Here is a 24073-nt window from a genome sequence, read left to right on the forward strand (position 1 = left end):
AGCACCTACGGTACGGCCACCTTCACGGATGGCGAAACGCAGGCCGTCGTCCATCGCGATCGGCGCAATCAGGGTAACAACCATCTTGATGTTGTCGCCCGGCATTACCATCTCTACGCCTTCCGGCAGTTCGATGGTACCGGTCACGTCGGTAGTACGGAAGTAGAACTGCGGACGGTAGCCTTTGAAGAACGGGGTATGACGACCACCTTCTTCTTTGGACAGCACGTACACTTCAGATTCAAACTTGGTGTGCGGCTTGATGGTGCCCGGCTTGGCCAGTACCTGACCACGCTCTACGTCTTCACGCTTCACGCCACGCAGCAGTGCACCGATGTTCTCGCCTGCACGACCTTCGTCCAGCAGCTTACGGAACATTTCAACGCCGGTACAGGTGGTCTTGGTGGTATCTTTGATACCCACGATTTCCACTTCTTCACCAACTTTGACGATACCGCGCTCTACACGACCGGTAACTACGGTACCACGGCCAGCGATGGAGAATACGTCTTCGATAGGCATCAGGAACGGCAGATCGATGGCACGCTCCGGCTCCGGAATGTAGGTGTCCAGGTGGCCAGCCAGTTCCAGGATCTTCTCTTCCCACTGAGCTTCGCCTTCCAGCGCTTTCAGTGCGGAACCACGGACTACCGGCAGGTCATCACCCGGGAAGTCGTACTCGGACAGCAGTTCGCGAACTTCCATCTCGACCAGTTCCAGCAGCTCTTCGTCATCTACCATGTCACACTTGTTCATGAACACGATGATGTACGGAACGCCTACCTGACGACCCAGCAGGATGTGCTCACGAGTCTGCGGCATCGGGCCGTCAGTCGCTGCTACTACCAGGATCGCGCCGTCCATCTGGGCAGCACCGGTGATCATGTTTTTAACGTAGTCGGCGTGACCCGGGCAATCTACGTGCGCGTAGTGGCGGGTAGCGGTGTCGTATTCTACGTGGGAGGTGTTGATGGTGATACCACGCTCACGCTCTTCCGGTGCCTTGTCGATCTGGTCGAAGGCGAAAGCCTTACCACCGAAGTGCTTGGCCAGCACGTTGGTGATAGCGGCAGTCAGGGTGGTTTTACCGTGGTCAACGTGGCCGATGGTGCCGACGTTTACGTGCGGTTTATTACGCTCAAATTTTTCTTTAGACACGACGTAGTCCTTCTAGGTTAAACCCGCCTACCGTCGTAGGCGGGGAATCTTAAATTACTTGGATTTGCGCTCTTCGATCACGGCCTGGGCGACGTTGGTCGGGGCATCGTGATACTTGGCGAATTCCATGGCGTAGGAAGCACGACCCTGGGTAGCAGAACGCAGGGCGGTAGCGTAACCGAACATCTCGGCCAGCGGCACCAGGGCACGAACGATCTTGCCGGACGGGCCATCTTCCATACCTTCGATCAGGCCACGACGACGGTTCAGGTCACCGATCACGTCGCCCATGTAGTCTTCCGGAGTCTCGACTTCTACTTTCATGATCGGTTCGAGCAGAACCGGGTTGGCCTTCATGAAGCCAGCCTTAAAGGCCATGGAAGCAGCGATCTTGAACGCCAGTTCGGAAGAGTCGACATCGTGGTAGGAACCGAAGTGCAGACGCACGCCCAGATCCATTACCGGATAACCTGCCAGCGGGCCGGACTTCAGCTGCTCGCGGATACCCTTGTCAACACCCGGGATGAACTCACCAGGAATGACGCCGCCCTTGATGTCGTTGACGAATTCGTAGGCTTTGCCTTCTTCCAGCGGGTACATGTCGATCACAACGTGACCGTACTGACCACGACCACCGGACTGCTTGGCGTGCTTACCTTCGATATCCTTGACGGTGTTACGAATGGTTTCACGGTAGGCAACCTGCGGCTTACCTACGTTCGCTTCTACCTTGAACTCGCGACGCATACGGTCAACGATGATGTCCAGGTGCAGCTCACCCATACCGGCGATGATGGTTTGGCCAGACTCTTCGTCAGTCCATACGCGGAAGGACGGGTCTTCCTGAGCCAGACGGCCCAGAGCCAGGCCCATCTTCTCTTGGTCAGCCTTGGTTTTCGGCTCAACTGCGATGGAGATTACCGGTTCCGGGAATTCCATACGCTCGAGGATGATCGGCGCTTTTTCGTCACACAGGGTGTCACCGGTGGTCACGTCTTTCAGACCGATGGCGGCAGCGATGTCGCCTGCGCGAACTTCTTTGATCTCTTCACGCTTGTTGGCGTGCATCTGAACGATACGGCCAAAACGCTCGCGCTTCTCTTTAACGGAGTTCAGCACGGAGTCACCGGAGTTAACCACACCGGAGTAAACGCGGAAGAAGGTCAGGTTGCCTACGAACGGGTCGGTAGCGATCTTGAATGCCAGAGCAGCAAACGGCTCGTCATCAGAAGCATGACGCTCGTCTTTGGTCTCGCCATCCAGCTTCAGACCGTCGATGGCTGCTACGTCGGTCGGCGCCGGCAGATAGTCAACCACGGCATCCAGCATGGCCTGTACGCCCTTGTTCTTGAACGCGGAGCCACAGGTAACCAGGATGATTTCGTTGTTCAGAACGCGCTGACGAAGAGCTTTCTTGATCTCTTCCTCGGTCAGTTCTTCACCACCCAGGTATTTTTCCATCAGGTCTTCAGACGCTTCAGCAGCGGCTTCAACCAGGGTCATGCGCATTTCTTGCGCTTTTTCCAGCAGCTCAGCCGGGACGTCTTCGTAATCGAAGGATACGCCCTGGTCAGCTTCGCTCCAGTTGATGGCTTTCATCTTGACCAGGTCGATAACGCCCTTGAAGTTCTCTTCTGAACCGATGTTCAGTTGCAGTGGAACCGGGTTACCTTTCAGACGGGTCTTGATGTGCTCAACGCAGCGCAGGAAGTTGGCACCGGTACGGTCCATCTTGTTGACGAACGCGATACGGGGAACCTTGTACTTGTTAGCCTGACGCCATACGGTTTCAGACTGTGGCTGTACGCCACCTACGGCACAGTACACCATCACGGCGCCGTCCAGAACACGCATGGAACGCTCTACTTCGATAGTAAAGTCAACGTGGCCCGGGGTATCGATGATGTTGATACGGTGCGGTTGGAACTGTTTGCCCATACCGGACCAGAAAGCGGTGGTCGCGGCGGAGGTGATGGTGATACCACGCTCTTGTTCCTGTTCCATCCAGTCCATGGTGGCGGCGCCATCGTGAACTTCACCGATCTTGTGACTTACACCGGTGTAAAACAGAACGCGCTCGGTAGTAGTAGTCTTACCGGCGTCGATGTGAGCGGAGATACCGATATTACGATAACGCTCAATGGGGGTTGTACGAGCCATTGTCATCCTCTTACTAGGGCACTTGTCCCCAGATAATTAAAGGTGCGCAGAGCCAAAAGACCCTGCGCAAGCGGATTACCAGCGGAAGTGAGCGAAAGCCTTGTTCGCTTCAGCCATACGGTGTACGTCTTCACGTTTCTTGACAGACGAACCCTTATTGTCAGCGGCATCCAGCAGCTCGCCAGCCAAACGCTGAGCCATTGATTTTTCACCACGTTTACGAGCGGCATCAACCAACCAGCGCATTGCCAGGGCATTGCGGCGAACCGGACGAACTTCTACCGGTACCTGATAGGTTGCACCACCGACACGACGAGATTTAACCTCGACGGCCGGACGAATGTTGTCCAGGGCTTCTTCGAATACGGCCAGGTGCTCTTTGCCAGTCTTGGTGGCAATGATGTCCAGCGCGCCATATACGATGGCTTCGGAAACAGATTTCTTACCGTCAACCATTACTACGTTGACAAATTTAGCCAGCAGCTCTGATCCGAACTTGGGATCCGGCAGGATTTTACGCTGACCAACAACACGACGTCTTGGCATTTCAAATTCTCCGTAACTTCAGGGGTTACCCAAAACTAGAAAGTTATCTAACTAGAAACGAATTAACGTTTGGCCTTACTTAACGGAGAACCATTAAGCTTTCGGACGCTTCACGCCATACTTGGAGCGAGCCTGCTTACGGTCTTTAACACCGGCACAGTCCAACGCACCACGAACGGTGTGATAACGAACACCTGGCAAGTCTTTTACACGACCGCCACGGATCAGAACAACAGAGTGCTCTTGCAGGTTGTGACCTTCACCGCCGATGTAGGAGGTGACTTCGAAGCCGTTGGTCAGACGTACACGGCATACTTTACGCAGTGCAGAGTTAGGCTTCTTCGGGGTGGTGGTGTATACACGGGTGCACACGCCACGCTTCTGAGGGCACGCTTCCAGCGCCGGCACGTTGCTTTTCACAACGAGCTTGATGCGTGGCTTGCGAACCAACTGGTTAATAGTTGCCATCAAAAGGCTCCTGATAATGACTTCATAAACATGTGAAAAATCCTCCCCGCAGATACGGGGACGCGAAATTTTATGCCCTGTTGTCAAGGGAGTCAAGATTTATACAATCCGAGCCAGGAAAGGCAGTGAAGAGACCTTGGAAAATATCGCTAACATGCTGAAATTATTATATAAAACTGGCGGTCAGCCAGCCCAGGTCTGCGGCGAGCCTTTTTCCGCGATCAGAGCCACCAAGCCGGCCATGTCCAGATCCAACCCGATCCGTTGTCGCAACCCCCTCGCCTGCAGGTCTTCCCGCATGACATAGAGCGGCACTCCAGCCAACCGTGCACACCACTGAGGGGCCGTGGCAGCGACGACGGCATCCTGCATCAGCACCAGCACATCCTCCGGTTGGCGGTAGGTCAGCGCCTGCTCCAGGTCCTGGCTCTGGAAGGGAGAGGTCAATATCAGCTGTATCATGATCACCTCAAAAGAAGATGTGGGTCGCACAGGCATCCCACTGGTGCCGGATGTCGGTGCGGGACAGACCGGTCACGGGGATCAGCAGATCCGCCACCGTCAGGCCACGCTCGGCCAGCGAGTCGGTGCACACATAGACCTCCTCGATGTCGTAGAGCTCGAGCAGTTTGAAGGTCGGCGCATAGTGACGCTGCAAGATGGCCTGCGGCTGCTGCTCCCTGAGCAGTTGCAGCACGCCATCCCCGATGAGGAACAGGGCCAGCGACTCGGTCATGGCCGAAGTGGCCAGCAGGGCATCCAGACCTTCCCGCCCGGCGGCGGTACCGTGCGGCCCGCGCCGGCAAATAAACGCTATCTTGTGCATGACAGCCTCCTAAAACTGGACGAATCGATCGGCGGTCAGGCTGGCCTCCGCCAGCTGACCCAGACCGCTCAGGCAAAATGGCGGCTCCAGGTTGAAGTGTGCCCTACCCAATCCCTTGGCCTCCTGCTCATCCAGCACACCGCGCCGCATGGCGGCAGCGACACACACATCGATACGGATCCCTTGCTGGTTGGCCAGTTCACGCCACAGGGCGACCAGGTTGCTCTCATCGGAGGCAGGAGCATGCAGCCCGTTACCGTTGCAAACCCCATCCTGGTAGAAGAACAAGTGAGACAAGCGATGGCCCTGCTCAATGAGGCTCAAGGCAAAGCGATAGGCGGTGCTGGCCGACTGGGTGCCATAGGCGGGCCCCGTTACCAGCAGGGCAAAATTCAGACTCATATCCGGACTCCTGCGCATGTGTGCGTCCATTCTACGCCAAACACAAAAAAGCCCCTCCTGGGAGGGGCTCTTCGTGCAGCCTTGGATCAGACGTAAGCGATGGCTTCGACTTCAACCAGCACATCCTTAGGCAGACGCGCCACTTCCACGCAGGAGCGGGCAGGAGCGGCGTCGCCGAAGTAACGGGCATAAACCTGGTTGAAGGCAACAAAGTTGTTCATGTCGCTGAGGAAGCAGGTAGTCTTCAGTACCTTGCCGGTATCGGCTCCCGCTTCCTTCAATACTGCAACCAGGTTCTTCATCACCTGCTCAGCCTGCGCTTCGATACCGCCAGCCACTATCTCCATGGTGGCCGGATCGAGCGGGATCTGCCCGGAGGTGAAGACCAGCTCGCCCAGTTTGGTGGCCTGAACATACGGGCCAATTGCAGCAGGAGCCTTGTCGGTTGCAATAACTTCTTTAGCCATTCTTGTCTATCCCCTTCTATGGCGCTTACTCGTTTTCGTCTTCACCCTGCTTGCGCTGTCGGATGTACAGATAAACGGTATGTTTGGAAATGTTCAGCTTGTCGGCGACCAGGTTGATCGAGTCCTTGATATCAAATATGCCCTTCTCGAACAGCTGGGTCACGATAAACCTGTTTTTAGCATTGTTGGCAACGGTCGGATCGCGGTTGATCTCGTCGATGGTATTGTCCACCGTCTGGGCAACCAGCTCTTCCACACTGTTGGCAAAGGTCTCCGGCGACTGACGCTCGACTTGTTGCGGCGTCGGGAAAAATTCGGCGACGAACTCGTGAAAAGGCGCGTTGATGTGCAGGTTGATACAGATGAGGCCGATCACCTGCTTGTCGCTGTTCCTGATGGCGATGGTACTCGACTTCATCAGGGCACCGGTACGGCTGCGAGCAAAATAGCTCTGGGTGTAATCCTGGCCGGTATTCTCGATGTCCTTGAGCATACGCAGCGCGAGATCGGTAATGGGGGCCCCCTCATTCCGTCCCGTATTGAACCCGTTGGCAATCTTGATCACGGACTCGTGCAGATTTTCCAGGGAGTGAAGTACCACTTCACAGTGCTTGCCGAACAACTCGGCCAAGCCATCGATCAGCCCATCGTATGAGCGCAACAATTCCCTGTCTTCGTCTGTAAAAGTGCGACCGATCAGCTGCTCTTCGGGAAGCATCACTTCCTCGATACCGACAGTCATGTTCTACCCCTGTAATACCCATTCAACTTTCCCGAGTTTTCAGTTGCGAGGGGTCAATGTCAACTTTTTTTGATTTTTTACTCTGCAACCTTGCTCTGGATCATCCGAATATCCGCGTGGCGTCTGGCTTTGACGAGAAAATCGACAATAAAAAAGGGCCCCATGAAGGGGCCCTTTTCATTCGCTACAGCGGAAGATTACTCTTCGTCAAAACTGCCGGCTGCGTTGAGCAGATCCGCCAGGTTTTGCTGAGCTTCATCGGCAGTCACCTGCGGTACGCCAACAGCACGGGCTGCGGCGGCACGCTGGTTGATCCGGCCGTGGTGGTAGGCAAAGCCGGTACCAGCCGGGATCAGACGACCCACGATCACGTTCTCTTTCAGGCCACGCAGTTCGTCACGCTTGCCGCCAACGGCCGCTTCGGTCAGAACACGGGTGGTTTCCTGGAAGGAAGCCGCAGAGATGAAGGACTCGGTGCTCAGAGATGCCTTGGTAATACCCATCAGGATGTGACGGAAGGTGGCCGGGGTCTTGCCCTCAGCAACCAGCTTACGGTTGGCAATCTTCACGCGAGCCACTTCAACCTGTTCGCCTTCGATCAGGTCGGTGTCGCCAGCGCTCAGGATCTCGCACTTGCGCAGCATCTGACGCACGATGACTTCGATGTGCTTGTCGTTGATCTTAACGCCTTGCAGACGGTAAACGTCCTGCACTTCGTTGGCGATGTAGTTGGCGACCGGGCTGATACCGCGCAGACGCAGAATGTCGTGAGCAGACTCAGGACCGTCCGCCAGCACTTCACCCTTCTCAACTTTTTCACCTTCGAACACGTTCAGGTTACGCCACTTCGGAATCATCTCCTCGTAGACATCGCCTCCATCGGTCGGGGTGATGACCAGACGACGTTTGCCCTTGGTCTCTTTCCCGAAGGAGATGGTACCGGAGATCTCGGCCAGAATTGCCGGTTCCTTCGGTTGACGTGCTTCGAACAGATCCGCAACGCGCGGCAGACCACCGGTGATGTCCTTGGTACCGCCGGACTCTTGCGGGATACGCGCTACCGCGTCACCCACGCCCACGTTGGCACCATCTTCCAGGTTCACGATCGCCTTGCCCGGCAGGAAGTACTGGGCGGCTACATCGGTACCCGGGATCATCACGTCCTTGCCGTTCAGGTCGACCAGTTTCACGGTCGGACGCATCTCTTTACCGGCGCTCGGACGCTCGTTGACATCCAGCACGACGATGGAGGAGAGACCGGTCAGCTCGTCGGTCTGACGAGTAATAGTCACGCCATCGATCATGTGTTCGAAGTGCAGGCGACCCGCTACTTCGGTGATGATCGGGTGAGTGTGCGGATCCCAGTTGGCGACGGTTTCACCGGCGTTCACGGCCTGGCCATCTTTCACTTCCAGCACGGAACCGTAAGGCAGCTTGTGGCTTTCCTTGGTACGGCCCATCTCGTCCATGATGGTCAGTTCGGTAGAACGGGAGGTGATAACCAGTTTGTCGTCACTGTTGTGAACGAACTTGGCATTCTGCAGCTTGATGCTACCGGTGTTCTTGACCTGGATGCTGCTCTCGGCAGCGGCACGGGATGCGGCACCACCGATGTGGAAGGTACGCATCGTCAGCTGGGTACCCGGTTCACCGATGGACTGGGCGGCGATAACACCGACAGCCTCACCCTTGTTAACCAGGTGACCACGGGCCAGATCACGGCCGTAGCAGTGAGCACAGTTACCGAAGTCGGTCTCACAGGTGATGGCAGAACGAACCTTCACGCGGTCAACAGAGTTGCGCTCCAGCAGGTCACACAGCTGCTCGTCGAGCAGGGTGTTGCGTGCTACCAGCACTTCGTCTTCAGTACCCGGCTTGATCACATCATCGGCAACCACACGGCCCAGCACGCGCTCACGCAGCGGTTCGACCACGTCGCCACCTTCGATCAGCGGAGTCATCCACAGACCCTCGGTAGTGCCGCAATCGTCCTCGGTGATCACCATGTCCTGTGCCACGTCAACCAGACGACGAGTCAGGTAACCGGAGTTCGCAGTCTTCAGTGCGGTATCCGCCAGACCCTTACGAGCACCGTGAGTGGAGATGAAGTACTGCAGTACGTTCAGACCTTCGCGGAAGTTCGCGACGATCGGGGTCTCGATGATGGAGCCATCCGGCTTGGCCATCAGGCCACGCATACCGGCCAGCTGACGGATCTGGGCTGCGGAACCCCGCGCACCAGAGTCGGCCATCATGAAGATGCTGTTGAACGAGGCTTGCTCTTCTTCTTCACCCAGCGAGTTGACGTTACGCTCTTTGGACAAGTTCTCCATCATGGCCTTGGAGACGCGCTCGTTGGCGCTGGCCCAGATATCGATAACCTTGTTGTAGCGTTCGCCCGCGGTCACCAGACCGGACAGGAACTGGTCCTGGATCTCGGCAACTTCGGCTTCGGCTGCGGCAATGATGTCTTTCTTGGCATCCGGGATGACCATGTCATCGATACCAACGGAAGCACCGGACAGGGCCGCATAGTGGAAACCGGTATACATCAGCTGGTCAGCGAAGATGACGGTGTCCTTCAGGCCCTGCTTGCGATAGCAGGTGTTCAGCAGACGGGAGATGAGCTTTTTGCCCAGCGCCTTGTTGGATACGGATTTGATCCAGTTCTGCGGGTTGGCATCCAGGTCAGCCTGCTCTGCAGCAGTCAGCACCTTCGGCTCGTCGATCAGCGCGTATTCCATGCCTTTCGGCAGGATCAGACTCAGGATCGCACGACCAACGGTGGTGTTCTTCATCTCGGTGTGAGCACGCAGCGAACCGTCTTCCTGACGCAGGTATTCGGTGATGCGAACTTTCACGCGAGCATGCAGATCGGCCAGACCGGCGCGGTATACCTTCTCGGCTTCTTTCGGGCCGGACAGCACCATACCTTCGCCCTTGGCGTTGATACGGGCGCGGGTCATGTAGTACAGACCCAAGACCACGTCCTGAGACGGAACGATGATCGGCTCACCGGAGGCAGGCGACAGGATGTTGTTGGTGGACATCATCAGCGCGCGCGCTTCCAGCTGGGCTTCCAGGGTCAGCGGTACGTGGACCGCCATCTGGTCACCGTCGAAGTCCGCGTTATAGGCGGCACAGACGAGCGGGTGCAGCTGGATGGCCTTGCCTTCGATCAGGGTCGGTTCAAACGCCTGGATACCCAGACGGTGCAGGGTCGGTGCACGGTTCAGCAGAACCGGGTGTTCGCGGATCACTTCGTCCAGGATGTCCCAAACGACAGCCTCTTCGCGCTCCACCATCTTCTTGGCGGCCTTGATGGTGGTCGCCAGACCGCGGGATTCCAGCTTGCCATAGATGAACGGCTTGAACAGCTCCAGCGCCATCTTCTTCGGCAGACCGCACTGATGCAGACGCAGCGTCGGACCTACGGTGATAACGGAACGACCGGAGTAGTCGACACGCTTACCGAGCAGGTTCTGACGGAAACGACCTTGCTTACCCTTGATCATGTCGGCCAAGGATTTCAGCGGGCGCTTGTTGGAGCCAGTGATGGCACGACCACGACGGCCGTTGTCCAGCAGGGCATCGACGGACTCTTGCAGCATGCGCTTTTCGTTGCGCACGATGATGTCCGGAGCAGCCAGATCCAGCAGGCGCTTCAAGCGGTTGTTACGGTTGATCACGCGACGGTACAGATCGTTCAGATCGGAAGTCGCGAAACGGCCGCCGTCCAGCGGTACCAGCGGACGCAGGTCCGGCGGCAGCACGGGCAGCACTGTCATGATCATCCACTCCGGCTTGTTGCCGGACTGCAGGAAGGCTTCCATCAGCTTCAGGCGCTTGGTGGTCTTCTTGCGCTTGGTCTCGGAGTTGGTCTGATCCAGCTCTTCGCGCATGGTGCGCACTTCGCCTTCCAGATCGATGGCGCGCAGCAATGCCAGGATTGCTTCGGCACCCATCTTGGCGTCGAATTCGTCGCCCCACTCTTCCAGTGCGTCCAGGTACTGCTCTTCGGACAGCATCTGGCTGCGCTCGAGGTTGGTCATGCCGGGTTCGATCACTACATAGGATTCGAAATACAGCACGCGCTCGATATCACGCAGGGTCATGTCCAGCAGCAGACCGATACGGGACGGCAGGGACTTCAGGAACCAGATGTGGGCAGTCGGGCTGGCCAGCTCGATGTGGCCCATACGCTCACGACGGACCTTGGTCTGGGTCACTTCTACGCCGCACTTCTCACAGATCACACCACGGTGTTTCAGGCGCTTGTACTTGCCGCACAGACACTCGTAGTCCTTCACCGGTCCGAAGATACGGGCGCAGAACAGACCATCACGTTCCGGCTTGAAAGTCCGGTAGTTGATGGTCTCAGGCTTTTTGACCTCACCGAATGACCAGGAGCGGATCATGTCAGGAGAGGCCAGACCGATCTTGATACTGTCAAACTCTTCGGTCTTGGTCTGAGCCTTCAAAAACTTGAGTAAGTCTTTCACGTGTTTCCCCTGTCAGGAGTCTAACCTCGGCGCCCCTACTGCCGAAACAGCGGGGCGCCCACGTCAATTCTCGAACAATAAGAGCGAGCTCTTACTCTTCGTCCAGCTCGATGTTGATACCCAGAGAGCGGATTTCCTTCAGCAATACGTTGAAGGATTCGGGCATGCCCGGCTCCATACGGTGGTCGCCATCCACGATGTTCTTGTACATCTTGGTACGGCCGTTCACATCGTCAGACTTGACGGTCAGCATCTCCTGCAGGGTATATGCCGCACCGTAAGCCTCCAGGGCCCACACTTCCATCTCACCGAAACGCTGACCACCGAACTGTGCCTTACCACCCAGCGGCTGCTGGGTAACCAGGCTGTAAGAACCGGTAGAACGCGCGTGCATCTTGTCGTCTACCAGGTGGTTCAGCTTCAGCATGTACATGTAACCCACGGTGACCTTACGCTCGAAGGCGTTACCGGTACGACCGTCGAACAGGGCGATCTGACCGGATTCCGGCAGGTCGGCCAGCTTCAGCAGGGCCTTGATTTCACGCTCTTTGGCGCCATCAAAGACCGGCGTAGCGACCGGCAGACCCTTGCGCAGGTTACCGACCAGGGTACGTACGTCGTCGTCGGACAGCTCGGCCACGTTCACTTGCTGAGTGTCTTTCTCGCCCAGGTCATAGACCTGTTGCAGGAAGTCACGCATCTCGTGCAGTTCGCGCTGTTCCTTGACCATGCGGTCGATCTTCTCGCCGATACCCTTGGCCGCGAGGCCCAAGTGCACTTCGAGGATCTGACCGATGTTCATACGGGACGGTACGCCCAACGGGTTCAGAACGATGTCGACCGGACGGCCGTACTCGTCATGGGGCATATCCTCGACCGGACAGATCTTGGAGATAACACCCTTGTTACCGTGACGACCCGCCATCTTGTCACCCGGCTGGATGCGACGCTTGACGGCCAGATAGACCTTGACGATCTTCAGTACGCCCGGCGCCAGGTCATCGCCCTGGATGATCTTGCGACGCTTGTTCTCGAATTTCTTGTCGAACTCAGCCTTCAGCTCAACGTGCTGTTCAGCGATCTGTTCCAGCTCGATTTGCTTGGCTTCATCTTCGATGGCCAGTTCAAACCACTTGGAGCGATCGAGCTTGTTCAGACGGTCTTCGCTGTAGCCGGCGGCCAGCAGCAGGTTGCGGGAGCGGCCGAAAATGCCGTCTTCCAGGATCTTGAACTCTTCGGTCAAGTCCTTCTTCGCTTCCTTCAGCTGCATCTCTTCGATTTCTTTGGCGCGCTTGTCTTTTTCCACGCCATCGCGGGTAAAGACCTGCACGTCAACCACGGTACCGTACACACCGTTCGGCACACGCAGGGAGGAGTCCTTCACGTCGGACGCCTTCTCACCGAAGATGGCGCGCAGCAGCTTCTCTTCCGGCGTCAGCTGGGTTTCACCTTTCGGCGTTACCTTACCGACCAGAATGTCGCCGCCCTTCACTTCGGCACCCACGTAGACGATACCGGACTCGTCCAGCTTGGACAGAGCGGCTTCACCCACGTTCGGGATGTCAGCAGTGATCTCTTCCGGACCCAGCTTGGTGTCACGGGAGATACAGGCCAGTTCCTGGATGTGAATGGTGGTCAGGCGATCTTCCTGAACAACACGCTCGTTCACCAGGATCGAGTCTTCGAAGTTGTAACCGTTCCACGGCATGAACGCGACGCGCAGGTTTTGACCCAGCGCCAGTTCACCGAGATCGGTGGACGGGCCGTCAGCCAGCACGTCGCCCGCCATCACCGGCTCGCCCAACATCACGCATGGACGCTGGTTGATACAGGTGTTCTGGTTGGAACGGGTGTATTTGGTCAGGCTGTAGATGTCGATGCCGGCTTCGCCAGGCAGCAGCTCATCTTCGTTGACCTTAATAACGATACGGGAGGCATCGACGTAGTCGATCATGCCGCCACGCTTGGCCACTACGGTAACACCGGAGTCAACGGCCACAGCGCGTTCCATACCGGTACCAACCAGCGGCTTGTCAGCGCGCAGAGTCGGTACAGCCTGACGTTGCATGTTTGAACCCATCAATGCGCGGTTCGCGTCATCGTGTTCCAGGAACGGGATCAGGGCCGCTGCCACAGATACGATCTGCTGCGGGCTCACGTCCATATACTGGATCTGGTCGGCGTTCATAAAGGTGGATTCACCTTTGTGGCGGCACGGGATCAATTCATCTTTCAGACGGCCATCTTCGGTGGTCGCGGCGTTAGCCTGTGCGATCACGTACTTGCCTTCTTCAATAGCAGACAGATAGTCCACTTCGTCGGTGATCACACCGTCAATGACCTTGCGGTACGGGGTCTCGAGGAAACCGTACTCGTTGGTACGAGAGTACACGGACAGAGAGTTGATCAGACCGATGTTCGGACCTTCAGGAGTTTCGATGGGGCACAGACGACCGTAGTGGGTCGGGTGTACGTCTCGAACTTCAAAGCCGGCACGCTCACGAGTCAAACCGCCCGGGCCCAGCGCGGAAATACGACGCTTGTGGGTCACTTCGGACAGCGGGTTGTTCTGGTCCATGAACTGGGACAGCTGGCTGGAACCAAAGAACTCTTTGACTGCGGCGGAGATCGGCTTGGCGTTGATCAGATCCTGCGGCATCAGGGTGTCCAGGTCGCCCAGGGAGAGACGCTCCTTGACCGCACGCTCGACACGCACCAGACCGACGCGGAACTGGTTTTCAGCCATTTCACCGACAGAACGGATACGACGGTTGCCCAGATGGTCGATATCGTCCACCTCGTCATTGCCGTTACGGATGTCGATCAGGCGCTTCATCACATCGACGATGTCGTCTTTGGTCAGAGTACCCACGCCGGTCTCGTCTTCACGAGCCAGACGGCGGTTGAACTTCATCCGACCTACGGTAGACAGGTCGTAACGCTCGGAAGAGAAGAACAGGTTCTCGAACAGCTGTTCTGCGGCTTCGCGAGTCGGCGGCTCACCCGGACGCATCATGCGATAGATTTCGACCAGCGCTTCCAGGCGGCTGGAGCTGGAGTCGATACGCAGGGTCTCGGACATGTAGGCACCGTGATCCAGTTCATTGGTGAACAGAACCTCGAAGTGCTTGAAGCCGGCTTGGGAGAGGTTGGCTACCGCTTCCAGGCTCAGTGCCTGGTTGGCAGTCACTACCATCTCGCCAGTTTGCGGATGTGCATAGTCCTTGGCAGCAACTTTGCCAACAACATACTCAACCGGTACCTCAATCTGGGTAACGGAATCTTTTTCCAACTGACGGATGTGACGCGCAGTCACTCGACGACCGGTCTCAACCACCACGGCGCCATTGGCCACGATGTCAAAGGTCGCAGTTTCACCACGCAGGCGCTCCGGCACCAGGTCCATCATCAACTTGCCATCTTTGACTTCGAAACCGATGGTCTCGAAGAAGGTGGCCAGAATCTGTTCGGAACTGAAATCCAGGGCACGCAGAATAATGGATGCCGGCAGTTTACGACGACGGTCGATACGGACAAACAGGTTGTCTTTCGCATCGAACTCGAAGTCCAGCCAGGAGCCACGGTAGGGAATAACGCGCGCGTTATACAGCACCTTACCGGATGAATGTGTTTTGCCTTTATCGTGGTCGAAGAAGACGCCCGGGCTACGATGCAGCTGGGAGACGATTACCCGCTCGGTACCATTGATAACAAAGGTGCCGTTCTCGGTCATGAGCGGAATTTCGCCCATGTATACTTCTTGTTCCTTGATGTCTTTGACGGTGCCGGCAGCTGCTTCACGGTCGTACAGAACCATACGAAGCTTGACACGCAGCGGCGCGGAGTAGGTCACTCCACGGATCTGGCATTCTTTTACGTCAAATACCGGCTCACCCAGGCGATAGCTGACATACTGAAGCTCAGCACTACCGGAGTAACTGGTGATCGGGAAAACGCTACGGAAAGCGGCCTCTAGGCCATATTCACCTTCCGGGTCAGCCTCGATGAACTGCTTGAAGGAGTCCAGCTGAATGGACAACAGATAAGGCGTGTCCAGTACCTGGTCTCGCTTACCGAAGTCCTTACGAATGCGTTTTTTTTCGGTATAAGAGTAAACCATAGGGTTCCTCAGCTCGCTGATAAGTGACCCACTCTGTCCCACGGGACAGCTCTGTCTCAACACCGTTTTGTGTTGGCCCGGACGAATGAAAACAGTCCGGATTGCTGGTGCACCGAGAGTCGTAAACGGTGTGAAATGCTCTCAGTCTACAGCGCAAAAAGGCTGGTGAACAAAAATTCACCAGCCCTAGCCTGTTTTATCAGGCTAATCTACATAAATGCAGATTATTTGATCTCAACAGAAGCACCGGCAGCTTCCAGCTCTTTCTTCAGAGCTTCAGCTTCGTCTTTGGAGACGGCTTCTTTCAGGTTAGCCGGAGCAGCTTCTACCAGGTCTTTAGCTTCTTTCAGGCCCAGACCGGTGGCGCCACGAACGGCTTTGATGACGGCAACTTTGTTGGCACCGGCAGCAGTCAGAACTACGTCGAACTCGGTCTTCTCTTCTACTGCTTCAGCAGCAGCCGGGCCAGCCATTACGGCAGCAGCGGCAGAAACACCGAACTTCTCTTCCATAGCTTCGATCAGCTCAACAACTTCCATTACGGACATGGAAGCAACGGCTTCGATGATTTGGTCTTTAGTGATAGACATGACAAAAATTCCTGATGTTGAATAAACTCAAACAGCCTAGATAGGCGAGAATCAAGCAGCAGCTTGTTTCTGGTCGCGAACAGCAGCGATAGTACGAACCAGCTTGCCAGCAGAGGCTTCCTTCATGGTAGCCATCAACTTCGCAATTGCTTCTTCGTAAGTCGGCAGCGTGGCCAGACGATCAATTTGTGCTGCGGCGATAAACTCACCGTTAAAAGCGCCAGCCTTGATTTCGAACTTTTGGTTCGCTTTGGCAAACTCTTTGAACAGACGAGCGGCAGCGCCCGGGTGTTCGTTAGAGAAAGCAATCAAGGTAGGACCGGTAAATGCGTTGTTCAGGCACTCGTATTCGGTACCTTCTACCGCGCGACGCAGCAGGGTGTTACGCACAACGCGCATGTACACACCGGCTTCACGAGCGGTTTTACGCAGGACGGTCATCTTGTCTACAGTCACGCCGCGAGAATCGGCAATCACTGCAGAAAGAGCGCCTTTGGCAGCTTCGTTGACTTCAGCAACAATTGCCTTTTTGTCTTCGAGTCCCAATGCCATTGGCTTAACTCCTGGATTGAATCCGGGTCAAATGACCCAGTACTGACACATCCCCCCTACCTTTACAACAGAGGGGAACGATGCGGTAGCAGGATTCCAGAAGAGAAAGAATCTTTCTCGCTGGGTTTCCGGCACCGTCTACGCAGGAAGTATTAAGGCCTTACAGCCTCCTGCGGTCTTGGACGGAGGTCGAAGCCCCCAACCAATCAAGGCGCAAAATTATAGATTAAATTTTGCGCCTTGTAAAATCCATCAATTAGGCCTGAGCTTCCAGAGAAGCTTGGTCTACGGCAACACCGGCACCCATGGTGGTGGAGATGCTGACTTTCTTGATGAATACACCCTTGGCGGAAGACGGCTTGGCCTTTTTCAGGGCAACCAGCAGAGCTTCCAAGTTTTCTTTCAGCTGAACTTCATTGAAAGAAACCTTGCCCAGGGTGGTGTGAATGATACCGTTCTTGTCATTACGGTAACGAACCTGACCAGCCTTGGCGTTCTTGACGGCTTCGGCAACGTTAGGAGTTACAGTACCAACTTTCGGGTTCGGCATCAGACCGCGCGGGCCCAGGATTTGACCCAGCTGACCAACAACGCGCATGGCATCCGGGGATGCAATAACTACGTCGAAGTTCATCTCGCCTTTCTTGACCAGATCGGCCAGATCGTCCATACCAACCAGTTCAGCACCGGCAGCTTTGGCAGCTTCGGCGTTGGCACCTTGGGTGAATACGGCTACGCGCACTTCGCGACCGGTACCGTGCGGCAGTACAGTTGCACCACGTACGTTTTGGTCGGATTTACGAGCATCGATACCCAGGTTAACGGCAACGTCAACGCTTTCAACGAACTTGGCAGTAGCCAGTTCTTTCAGCAGGGCAATGGCTTCGTTGATGGAGTACTCTTTGGTACCGTCAACTTTTTCGCGAATAACGCGCATACGCTTGGAAAGTTTTGCCATTGTCTTAATCCTCCACTACCAGGCCCATGGAACGAGCGGAGCCGGCGATGCAACGTACTTTTGCATCCAGATCGGCACCGGTCATATCCGGCTCTTTGGTCTTGGCGATTTCTTGCAGCTGAGCCACAGTCACCTTACCAACCTTGTCTTTGTTCGGCTTGGCAGAACCAGACTGGATACCAGCAGCTTTCTTCAGCAGGAAGGCAGCGGGCGGAGTCTTGGTTTCGAAGGTGAAGGAACGGTCGCTGTAAACGGTGATCACGACCGGAGTCGGTGAGCCTTTTTCCAGCTTTTCTGTACGGGCGTTGAACGCCTTACAGAATTCCATGATGTTCACACCGTGCTGACCCAGAGCAGGACCAACGGGAGGGCTGGGGTTAGCACTGCCAGCCTTAACTTGCAGCTTGATATAAGCTGTGACTTTCTTAGCCATTACAAAAATACCTCAGAAATGGGTTCTAACGCCTCGGAGACATGCTCCTGCAAACGGCTCCCCAACTAATAAAGGGGCAGCGAATTATAATGACATTCGCTGCCCCTGACAACCGTTAACGAACAGAGTTTAATCAGCCCTTTTCGACCTGACCAAAATCCAGCTCTACCGGTGTAGAACGACCGAAGATCAAAACGGAGACCTTCACGCGGCTCTTTTCGTAGTCCACCTCTTCAACGGTACCGTTGAAGTCAGCGAACGGACCATCGGCAACCCGCACCATTTCACCCGGTTCAAACAGGGTTTTCGGACGCGGCTTGTCGTGGGCATCTTGCAGACGATTGAGGATGGCATCCGCTTCTTTATCAGAGATAGGAGCAGGACGATCAGAGGTGCCACCAATGAAACCCATGACGCGCGGTACGTTGCGTACCAGGTGCCATGTGGTCTCATCCATGATCATCTGAACCAGGACGTATCCCGGGAAAAACTTGCGCTCACTCTTGCGCTTCTGGCCAGCGCGCATCTCGACCACTTCTTCGGTCGGGACCAGCACTTCACCGAACATGTCTTCCATGCCATGCATCTTGATATGTTCACGCAGGGATTTGGCAACACGGCCTTCATAGCCGGAAAACGCCTGCACCACATACCATCTCATACGTTGTTCACGTTGTTCAGTCATGGCTTATCCTTACACACCGGTAATCAGGTTGACCAACCAGACCAAGGCACCGTCCAGAATGAACAGCAACAGCCCCATCACGGCAGTCACCGCCAGCACAATCAGGGTTGTCTGAATGGCTTCCTGGCGGGTCGGCCATACGACCTTGCGGACTTCCAAGCGAGACTCACGGGCAAATGCCAGTGTCGCCTTTCCCTTGGTGGTTTGCAGGGCTACTGCACCGGCAGCAGCAATGACAACGACCACACCCAGGGCGCGGACGGCAGCGACGACATCGTTGAGCAGGTAATTACCCACTACAGCGGCCGCCAGGATAATGAAAACCAGGCCCCAAAGCAGGGTATCCTTGCTTCCGCCCTGGCTCTCAGAACTAACACTCATACAACCCACCTGTATCTGACGTAACCAAAGACACAAAAGCCCCGTACGAGACGAGGTATATGGCAGGGGCGGCAGGACTCGAACCCGCAACCATCGGTTTTGGAGACCGCTGTTCTACCAATTCGAACTACGCCCCTGCATAAGAAAGCCCCTATTATAGGGGCTTTGCTTTATTTATGTAAGCCAAAGATTAAGCGATAACTTTAGCTACAACACCAGCACCTACGGTACGGCCACCTTCACGGATGGCGAAACGCAGGCCGTCGTCCATCGCGATCGGCGCAATCAGGGTAACAACCATCTTGATGTTGTCGCCCGGCATTACCATCTCTACGCCTTCCGGCAGTTCGATGGTACCGGTCACGTCGGTAGTACGGAAGTAGAACTGCGGACGGTAGCCTTTGAAGAACGGGGTATGACGACCACCTTCTTCTTTGGACAGCACGTACACTTCAGATTCAAACTTGGTGTGCGGCTTGATGGTGCCCGGCTTGGCCAGTACCTGACCACGCTCTACGTCTTCACGCTTCACGCCACGCAGCAGTGCACCGATGTTCTCGCCTGCACGACCTTCGTCCAGCAGCTTACGGAACATTTCAACGCCGGTACAGGTGGTCTTGGTGGTATCTTTGATACCCACGATTTCCACTTCTTCACCAACTTTGACGATACCGCGCTCTACACGACCGGTTACTACGGTACCACGGCCAGCGATGGAGAATACGTCTTCGATAGGCATCAGGAACGGCAGGTCGATGGCACGCTCCGGCTCCGGAATGTAGGTGTCCAGGTGGCCCGCCAGTTCCAGGATCTTCTCTTCCCACTGAGCTTCGCCTTCCAGCGCTTTCAGCGCGGAACCACGGACTACCGGCAGGTCATCACCCGGGAAGTCGTACTCGGACAGCAGTTCGCGAACTTCCATCTCGACCAGTTCCAGCAGCTCTTCGTCATCTACCATGTCACACTTGTTCATGAACACGATGATGTACGGAACGCCTACCTGACGACCCAGCAGGATGTGCTCACGAGTCTGCGGCATCGGGCCGTCAGTCGCTGCTACTACCAGGATCGCGCCGTCCATCTGGGCAGCACCGGTGATCATGTTTTTAACGTAGTCGGCGTGACCCGGGCAATCTACGTGCGCGTAGTGGCGGGTAGCGGTGTCGTATTCTACGTGGGAGGTGTTGATGGTGATACCACGCTCACGCTCTTCCGGTGCCTTGTCGATCTGGTCGAAGGCGAAAGCCTTACCACCGAAGTGCTTGGCCAGCACGTTGGTGATAGCGGCAGTCAGGGTGGTTTTACCGTGGTCAACGTGGCCGATGGTACCCACGTTAACGTGCGGTTTATTACGCTCAAATTTTTCTTTAGACATGATCGTCCCTCTAAACTAACGCTGAGTACGCGGTGGCAAGCTAACCACAGAACAGTTTATATGATGGATTTGAATCTGGTGGGGAAGAGAGGCTGGTGCTGACAGGCAGGTTCGATTGCCGAACTCACCCTAAGGTGTGGCTCTGCTATCGCCTGAGCCGTATCAGCATCTTGGAGCGGGCAGCGGGAATCGAACCCGCATCATCAGCTTGGAAGGCTGAGGTAATAGCCATTATACGATGCCCGCATTTCTCTAACCCAAAGAACTCAAACCGCAGAGAAATATGGTGGAGGGAGAAGGATTCGAACCTTCGAAGGCAGAGCCGTCAGATTTACAGTCTGATCCCTTTGGCCGCTCGGGAACCCCTCCAGTTGCATAAATGCCACAACGGTAATTCTGCTTGCACCCGTTGTTTTATCGCTTTTGCCGAGCAAATAGACGACAGACATCTAAGCGTCGCGCATTTTATGGTAAGCATTTTGGGGATGCAACCATTGCGCCTTGCAAAATGTGCATTATTGCCGGGAACCAGGCAAAAAAGGACTCACTCTCCGCTCGAAACCGTCGCTTCTCTTGTCGCTCCCCACCCCTTGGTGTATGGTCGCCCTGCCCAAGAAACAGTGATGACACCATGACGACAGAGCATAACCCCTATCTGCAATTCACCCGCGAACAATGGGCGTTATTGCGCGACTCGGTCCCTTTGACCCTGACCGAGCACGATCTGCAGACCCTGCGCGGGATCAATGAAAAGGTGTCATTGCAGGAGGTGGAAGAGATCTACCTGCCCCTCTCTCGCCTGCTCAACCTCTACGTCAAGGCCAAGCAGCGCCGCAGCCGGGTGCTTGAACAGTTTCTCGGTCAGTCCCGTGGCAAGGGTACCTACATCATCAGCATCGCCGGCAGCGTGGCGGGGGGCAAGAGCACCACGGCGCGCATCATGCAGGCATTGCTGGAACGCTGGCCGGAACACCCGCGGGTGGAGCTGGTCACCACCGACGGCTTTCTCTATCCCAACAAGGTGCTGGAAGAGCGCGGCCTGATGCGCCGCAAGGGCTTCCCGGAATCCTACGACATCCGTCATCTGGTGGAATTTGTCGCCAACATCCGCGCCGGCCACGAAAAGGTCGAAGCGCCCGTCTACTCCCACCTTATCTACGACATCATCCCTGACGAGAAGAAGGTGGTGGAGCAGCCTGACATCCTGATCCTCGAAGGGCTCAATGTACTGCAGAGCGGCATGGATTATCCGCAGGAGCCTCACCGGGTCTTCGTCTCCGATTTCGTCGACTTCTCCATCTATGTGGATGCCGAGGCCGAGCTGCTGCGCACCTGGTATATCGAGCGCTTCCTCAAGTTCAGAAGTGGCGCCTTCTCGGATCCCGACTCCTACTTCCACCACTACGCCAAACTGGCGGAGAGCGAAGCAACCAAGATCGCCAACAACATCTGGCAAGATATCAACTATCTGAATTTGAAAGAGAACATACTGCCGACCCGGGAGCGGGCCAACCTGATCCTGACCAAGGGCAACGAGCACGCCATCGAGCAGATCAAGCTGCGCAAGTAGCGGCTACCAACACGAATCGACATGAAGAGGGGGCCCGCAGGCCCCCTCTTCTATTCATGACGATCGTCACTGCCTTCAGTCGCCCCGACGCAGGGAGATCTCGCCACCCAGGTAGAACTTGATCCCCTCTGCGGTCTCCAGCCGCAGGGCGCCGCGATCATCGATGCCGCGCGCCACGCCGCGGATCTCCTGCTCGCCCATCAGCAGTCGCACCGGCCGGCCGGCGAAGTGATCGAGCCGGTTCCAGTCCGCCACGAAGCTGGCGAGACCACTCTGTTCGAAGGTGAGCATGGCCTGCTGAAGGTGGTCGAGCACCCGGCCGGCCAGCAGATTGCGATCCACCAGTTCCGGCTGGATGTGGCGCAGTTCGGACCAGGCCTGATCGATCCGCTCCCCCTCCCGGCTCGGCATCGCCAGATTGAGGCCGACCCCGATCACCAGATGGCAGCTGGCACCGGCACTGCCGCTCATCTCCACCAGAATGCCCGCCAGTTTGCGGCCCTGATAATAGAGGTCATTCGGCCATTTCAGCTCCACCCCCGGATAACCGAGGGATTCCAGCGCCTGCACCACGGCCACGCCGACCGCCAGGCTCAGTCCCATGGCGGCCGCCATGCCCTGCTCGAGCCGCCAGTACATGCTGAGGATCAGCTGGCAACCGAACGGGGAGACCCAGGGCTTGCCGCGGCGGCCACGACCGGCGGTCTGACACTCGGCCAGGCAGCTCTCGCCGGAGCTCAGCTGATTGACCCGCTCCAGCAGGTACTGGTTGGTGGAGTCGATGACCGGAAAGCAGTGTACTGGCGCCATGGGCGCCAACGCCTGCAGCTGTGCCTCGTCATAGAGCGCCATCGGCACCGCCAGCCGATAGCCCTTACCGGTCAGGCTGAACAAGTCCAGCCCCAGCTCCTTGAGCGCGGCCATGTGCTTGCTGACCGCCGCCCGGCTGATGCCAAGCTGCTCACCCAGCTGTTCACCGGAGTGAAACTGGCCGTCGCTGAGCAGGGTGATCAGGGTCTGTCTGATGGGGGTCAGGGTCATGAGAGCACCTCGTCGAGCCAGGTTTCACCGCTGCGCCCCATGAAGCGCACCTCGTGCTCCAGCAGCACGCCGAATTTCTGCTCCACGCTGTCGCGTACGTGAGCCGCCAGGGCGATCAGCTCCATGGCGTTGGCTCCGCCCAGGTTGACCAGCACCAGGGCCTGCTCCTGATGCACGGCGGCGCGGCCGATGGCAAACCCCTTGAGGCCGCACTGATCGATGAGCCAGCCTGCGGCCAGCTTGGCCTGCCCGTCAGCGGCTGGGTAGCAGGGAAGGTGCGGGAATTGCTGCTTGAGCAGGTCGGCCTGCGCCGTCGTCACCACGGGGTTCTTGAAGAAGCTGCCGGCATTGCCGAGCACGGCCGGATCCGGCAGCTTGGCCATGCGGGTGGCGCAGACGGTGTCGAAGATGGCCTGCGCCGTGGGCTGCTCACCGAGCGCGGCCAGCGGGCCATAACCCGCCACCGGCTGCCAGGCCTTGGCGAGGCGCAGCCCGACGGCGGTGATGAAGTGGCTGTCCTGACAGGCGTGCTTGAAGATGCTGTCGCGATAGCCGAACCCGCAGGTGGCGGCCTCGATACGCTCCAGCTGGCCACTCTGCCAGTTGAACGCCTCCACATAGGCGCAGACGCTGGCCAGCTCGACCCCGTAGGCGCCGATATTCTGCACCGGGGCGGCCCCGACCGTGCCCGGGATCAGCGCCAGGTTCTCGAGCCCGAACCAGCCCTGCTGCAGGCTATGGCACACCAGCTCATGCCAGTTCTCGCCGGCCGCCACGTGCAGCAACCAGTGCTCCCCCTCGTCGTGTAGCGTGATCCCCTTGAGCCGGTTGAGCACTACGACACCGGCGAAGTCATCGCAAAACAGCACGTTGCTGCCACCGCCCAGCACCAGCCTCGGCAAGTCGGCCAGCTCGGGGTTGGCCACCAGTTGCGGCAGATCGTCGATCCGTTCCACTTCGGCCAGCCAGCGGCAATGGGCATCGAGGGCGAGGGTGTTGAGCGTCAACAAGGAGGCGTAAGGGGTGAGTTTCATCTGCGTGTCCCGACAATGGCAAGCGGGCAGTCTACCTTATATTGCCGCCGGACGAAAAATCCG

21 protein-coding genes and 3 tRNA genes (1 of these 24 cut by a window edge) are annotated in these 24073 nt (G+C 56.8%); 1 reads left to right on the forward strand and 23 read right to left on the reverse strand.

What is annotated here, in order from left to right; translation table 11 throughout:
* The 21 genes from tuf (E5E96_RS05845) to E5E96_RS05945 form a co-directional block, all read right to left on the reverse strand.
* Nucleotides 1–1158: the 5' portion of an elongation factor Tu gene (gene tuf / locus E5E96_RS05845; protein WP_011707694.1), read on the reverse strand. Its footprint begins 27 nt before the window's first position; 1158 of the gene's 1185 nt are visible here — the first part of the coding sequence; it begins with the start codon at nucleotides 1156–1158; its stop codon lies beyond the left edge, outside the window.
* A gap of 54 nt (nucleotides 1159–1212) precedes the next feature.
* Nucleotides 1213–3318: an elongation factor G gene (gene fusA, locus E5E96_RS05850; protein ID WP_011707695.1), complete on the reverse strand. Its 2106-nt coding sequence runs from the start codon at nucleotides 3316–3318 to the stop codon at nucleotides 1213–1215.
* A 75-nt stretch (nucleotides 3319–3393) separates the two neighbouring features.
* Nucleotides 3394–3864, reverse strand: a complete 471-nt coding sequence (rpsG, locus tag E5E96_RS05855) for a 30S ribosomal protein S7 (protein ID WP_005306266.1) — start codon at nucleotides 3862–3864, stop codon at nucleotides 3394–3396.
* Nucleotides 3865–3957: 93 nt separating this feature from the next.
* A complete protein-coding gene (rpsL, locus tag E5E96_RS05860; protein WP_005306278.1) occupies nucleotides 3958–4332 on the reverse strand; it encodes a 30S ribosomal protein S12 in 375 nt (124 codons plus the stop codon).
* Between the two features lie 183 nt (nucleotides 4333–4515).
* Nucleotides 4516–4794 (reverse strand): sulfurtransferase complex subunit TusB, encoded by a 279-nt coding sequence (gene tusB / locus E5E96_RS05865; RefSeq protein WP_171281727.1) that lies wholly within the window; start codon nucleotides 4792–4794, stop codon nucleotides 4516–4518.
* Between the two features lie 7 nt (nucleotides 4795–4801).
* Nucleotides 4802–5158 (reverse strand): sulfurtransferase complex subunit TusC, encoded by a 357-nt coding sequence (tusC, locus tag E5E96_RS05870; RefSeq protein WP_166464885.1) that lies wholly within the window; start codon nucleotides 5156–5158, stop codon nucleotides 4802–4804.
* A 9-nt stretch (nucleotides 5159–5167) separates the two neighbouring features.
* Nucleotides 5168–5560, reverse strand: a complete 393-nt coding sequence (gene tusD, locus E5E96_RS05875; protein WP_016352263.1) for a sulfurtransferase complex subunit TusD — start codon at nucleotides 5558–5560, stop codon at nucleotides 5168–5170.
* 86 nt (nucleotides 5561–5646) lie between these two features.
* Nucleotides 5647–6027 (reverse strand): RidA family protein, encoded by a 381-nt coding sequence (locus tag E5E96_RS05880; protein ID WP_011707699.1) that lies wholly within the window; start codon nucleotides 6025–6027, stop codon nucleotides 5647–5649.
* A 25-nt stretch (nucleotides 6028–6052) separates the two neighbouring features.
* Nucleotides 6053–6769: a transcriptional regulator gene (locus E5E96_RS05885; RefSeq protein WP_005306294.1), complete on the reverse strand. Its 717-nt coding sequence runs from the start codon at nucleotides 6767–6769 to the stop codon at nucleotides 6053–6055.
* Nucleotides 6770–6966: 197 nt separating this feature from the next.
* Nucleotides 6967–11271 (reverse strand): DNA-directed RNA polymerase subunit beta', encoded by a 4305-nt coding sequence (gene rpoC / locus E5E96_RS05890; RefSeq protein WP_011707700.1) that lies wholly within the window; start codon nucleotides 11269–11271, stop codon nucleotides 6967–6969.
* A gap of 91 nt (nucleotides 11272–11362) precedes the next feature.
* Nucleotides 11363–15391 (reverse strand): DNA-directed RNA polymerase subunit beta, encoded by a 4029-nt coding sequence (rpoB, locus tag E5E96_RS05895; protein ID WP_010635847.1) that lies wholly within the window; start codon nucleotides 15389–15391, stop codon nucleotides 11363–11365.
* Between the two features lie 224 nt (nucleotides 15392–15615).
* Nucleotides 15616–15981, reverse strand: coding sequence for a 50S ribosomal protein L7/L12 (gene rplL / locus E5E96_RS05900; RefSeq protein ID WP_011707702.1), 366 nt, complete (start codon nucleotides 15979–15981; stop codon nucleotides 15616–15618).
* A gap of 51 nt (nucleotides 15982–16032) precedes the next feature.
* Complete coding sequence (gene rplJ / locus E5E96_RS05905; RefSeq protein ID WP_011707703.1) at nucleotides 16033–16533, reverse strand: 50S ribosomal protein L10; 501 nt, start codon at nucleotides 16531–16533, stop codon at nucleotides 16033–16035.
* 256 nt (nucleotides 16534–16789) lie between these two features.
* Complete coding sequence (rplA, locus tag E5E96_RS05910; RefSeq protein ID WP_011707704.1) at nucleotides 16790–17491, reverse strand: 50S ribosomal protein L1; 702 nt, start codon at nucleotides 17489–17491, stop codon at nucleotides 16790–16792.
* A 4-nt stretch (nucleotides 17492–17495) separates the two neighbouring features.
* The gene (rplK, locus tag E5E96_RS05915; protein ID WP_005318556.1) at nucleotides 17496–17924 is read right to left on the reverse strand and encodes a 50S ribosomal protein L11; all 429 of its coding nucleotides are present in this window, start codon (nucleotides 17922–17924) and stop codon (nucleotides 17496–17498) included.
* A 133-nt stretch (nucleotides 17925–18057) separates the two neighbouring features.
* Nucleotides 18058–18609, reverse strand: a complete 552-nt coding sequence (gene nusG / locus E5E96_RS05920; RefSeq protein ID WP_005306318.1) for a transcription termination/antitermination protein NusG — start codon at nucleotides 18607–18609, stop codon at nucleotides 18058–18060.
* Between the two features lie 9 nt (nucleotides 18610–18618).
* Nucleotides 18619–18990, reverse strand: coding sequence for a preprotein translocase subunit SecE (secE, locus tag E5E96_RS05925; RefSeq protein ID WP_011707705.1), 372 nt, complete (start codon nucleotides 18988–18990; stop codon nucleotides 18619–18621).
* A gap of 60 nt (nucleotides 18991–19050) precedes the next feature.
* Nucleotides 19051–19127, reverse strand: a tRNA-Trp gene (locus E5E96_RS05930).
* A 53-nt stretch (nucleotides 19128–19180) separates the two neighbouring features.
* On the reverse strand, nucleotides 19181–20365 hold the full coding sequence (gene tuf / locus E5E96_RS05935) for an elongation factor Tu (RefSeq protein WP_011707694.1): 1185 nt from the start codon (nucleotides 20363–20365) through the stop codon (nucleotides 19181–19183).
* 171 nt (nucleotides 20366–20536) lie between these two features.
* Nucleotides 20537–20611 (reverse strand) — tRNA-Gly (locus E5E96_RS05940).
* Nucleotides 20612–20649: 38 nt separating this feature from the next.
* A tRNA-Tyr gene (locus E5E96_RS05945) sits at nucleotides 20650–20734 on the reverse strand.
* A 262-nt stretch (nucleotides 20735–20996) separates the two neighbouring features.
* Between E5E96_RS05945 and coaA the strand changes: the two genes are divergently transcribed.
* On the forward strand, nucleotides 20997–21935 hold the full coding sequence (coaA, locus tag E5E96_RS05950; RefSeq protein ID WP_011707706.1) for a type I pantothenate kinase: 939 nt from the start codon (nucleotides 20997–20999) through the stop codon (nucleotides 21933–21935).
* A gap of 75 nt (nucleotides 21936–22010) precedes the next feature.
* Here the strand turns inward: coaA and birA are convergent, their stop codons facing one another.
* Nucleotides 22011–22976 (reverse strand): bifunctional biotin--[acetyl-CoA-carboxylase] ligase/biotin operon repressor BirA, encoded by a 966-nt coding sequence (gene birA, locus E5E96_RS05955; RefSeq protein WP_024945204.1) that lies wholly within the window; start codon nucleotides 22974–22976, stop codon nucleotides 22011–22013.
* The gene (gene murB, locus E5E96_RS05960) at nucleotides 22973–24010 is read right to left on the reverse strand and encodes a UDP-N-acetylmuramate dehydrogenase (protein ID WP_171281728.1); all 1038 of its coding nucleotides are present in this window, start codon (nucleotides 24008–24010) and stop codon (nucleotides 22973–22975) included. The genes birA and murB overlap by 4 nt, the downstream gene beginning before the upstream one ends.
* Nucleotides 24011–24073 lie beyond the last annotated feature (63 nt).

Source organism: Aeromonas sp. 1805 (genome assembly GCF_013085525.1).
In the GTDB taxonomy this organism is placed as follows: Bacteria; Pseudomonadota; Gammaproteobacteria; order Enterobacterales; family Aeromonadaceae; genus Aeromonas; species Aeromonas hydrophila.

What these genes read in the sequence shown, in the direction of transcription:
- fusA (WP_011707695.1), bottom strand. Translation starts at nt 3,318, where the DNA reads ATGGCTCGTACAACCCCCATTGAGCGTTATCGTAATATCGGTATCTCC.
- rpsG (WP_005306266.1), bottom strand. Translation starts at nt 3,864, where the DNA reads ATGCCAAGACGTCGTGTTGTTGGTCAGCGTAAAATCCTGCCGGATCCC.
- rpsL (WP_005306278.1), bottom strand. Translation starts at nt 4,332, where the DNA reads ATGGCAACTATTAACCAGTTGGTTCGCAAGCCACGCATCAAGCTCGTT.
- tusB (WP_171281727.1), bottom strand. Translation starts at nt 4,794, where the DNA reads ATGATACAGCTGATATTGACCTCTCCCTTCCAGAGCCAGGACCTGGAG.
- tusC (WP_166464885.1), bottom strand. Translation starts at nt 5,158, where the DNA reads ATGCACAAGATAGCGTTTATTTGCCGGCGCGGGCCGCACGGTACCGCC.
- tusD (WP_016352263.1), bottom strand. Translation starts at nt 5,560, where the DNA reads ATGAGTCTGAATTTTGCCCTGCTGGTAACGGGGCCCGCCTATGGCACC.
- E5E96_RS05880 (WP_011707699.1), bottom strand. Translation starts at nt 6,027, where the DNA reads ATGGCTAAAGAAGTTATTGCAACCGACAAGGCTCCTGCTGCAATTGGC.
- E5E96_RS05885 (WP_005306294.1), bottom strand. Translation starts at nt 6,769, where the DNA reads ATGACTGTCGGTATCGAGGAAGTGATGCTTCCCGAAGAGCAGCTGATC.
- rpoB (WP_010635847.1), bottom strand. Translation starts at nt 15,391, where the DNA reads ATGGTTTACTCTTATACCGAAAAAAAACGCATTCGTAAGGACTTCGGT.
- rplL (WP_011707702.1), bottom strand. Translation starts at nt 15,981, where the DNA reads ATGTCTATCACTAAAGACCAAATCATCGAAGCCGTTGCTTCCATGTCC.
- rplJ (WP_011707703.1), bottom strand. Translation starts at nt 16,533, where the DNA reads ATGGCATTGGGACTCGAAGACAAAAAGGCAATTGTTGCTGAAGTCAAC.
- rplA (WP_011707704.1), bottom strand. Translation starts at nt 17,491, where the DNA reads ATGGCAAAACTTTCCAAGCGTATGCGCGTTATTCGCGAAAAAGTTGAC.
- rplK (WP_005318556.1), bottom strand. Translation starts at nt 17,924, where the DNA reads ATGGCTAAGAAAGTCACAGCTTATATCAAGCTGCAAGTTAAGGCTGGC.
- nusG (WP_005306318.1), bottom strand. Translation starts at nt 18,609, where the DNA reads ATGACTGAACAACGTGAACAACGTATGAGATGGTATGTGGTGCAGGCG.
- secE (WP_011707705.1), bottom strand. Translation starts at nt 18,990, where the DNA reads ATGAGTGTTAGTTCTGAGAGCCAGGGCGGAAGCAAGGATACCCTGCTT.
- tuf (WP_011707694.1), bottom strand. Translation starts at nt 20,365, where the DNA reads ATGTCTAAAGAAAAATTTGAGCGTAATAAACCGCACGTTAACGTGGGT.
- coaA (WP_011707706.1), top strand. Translation starts at nt 20,997, where the DNA reads ATGACGACAGAGCATAACCCCTATCTGCAATTCACCCGCGAACAATGG.
- birA (WP_024945204.1), bottom strand. Translation starts at nt 22,976, where the DNA reads ATGACCCTGACCCCCATCAGACAGACCCTGATCACCCTGCTCAGCGAC.
- murB (WP_171281728.1), bottom strand. Translation starts at nt 24,010, where the DNA reads ATGAAACTCACCCCTTACGCCTCCTTGTTGACGCTCAACACCCTCGCC.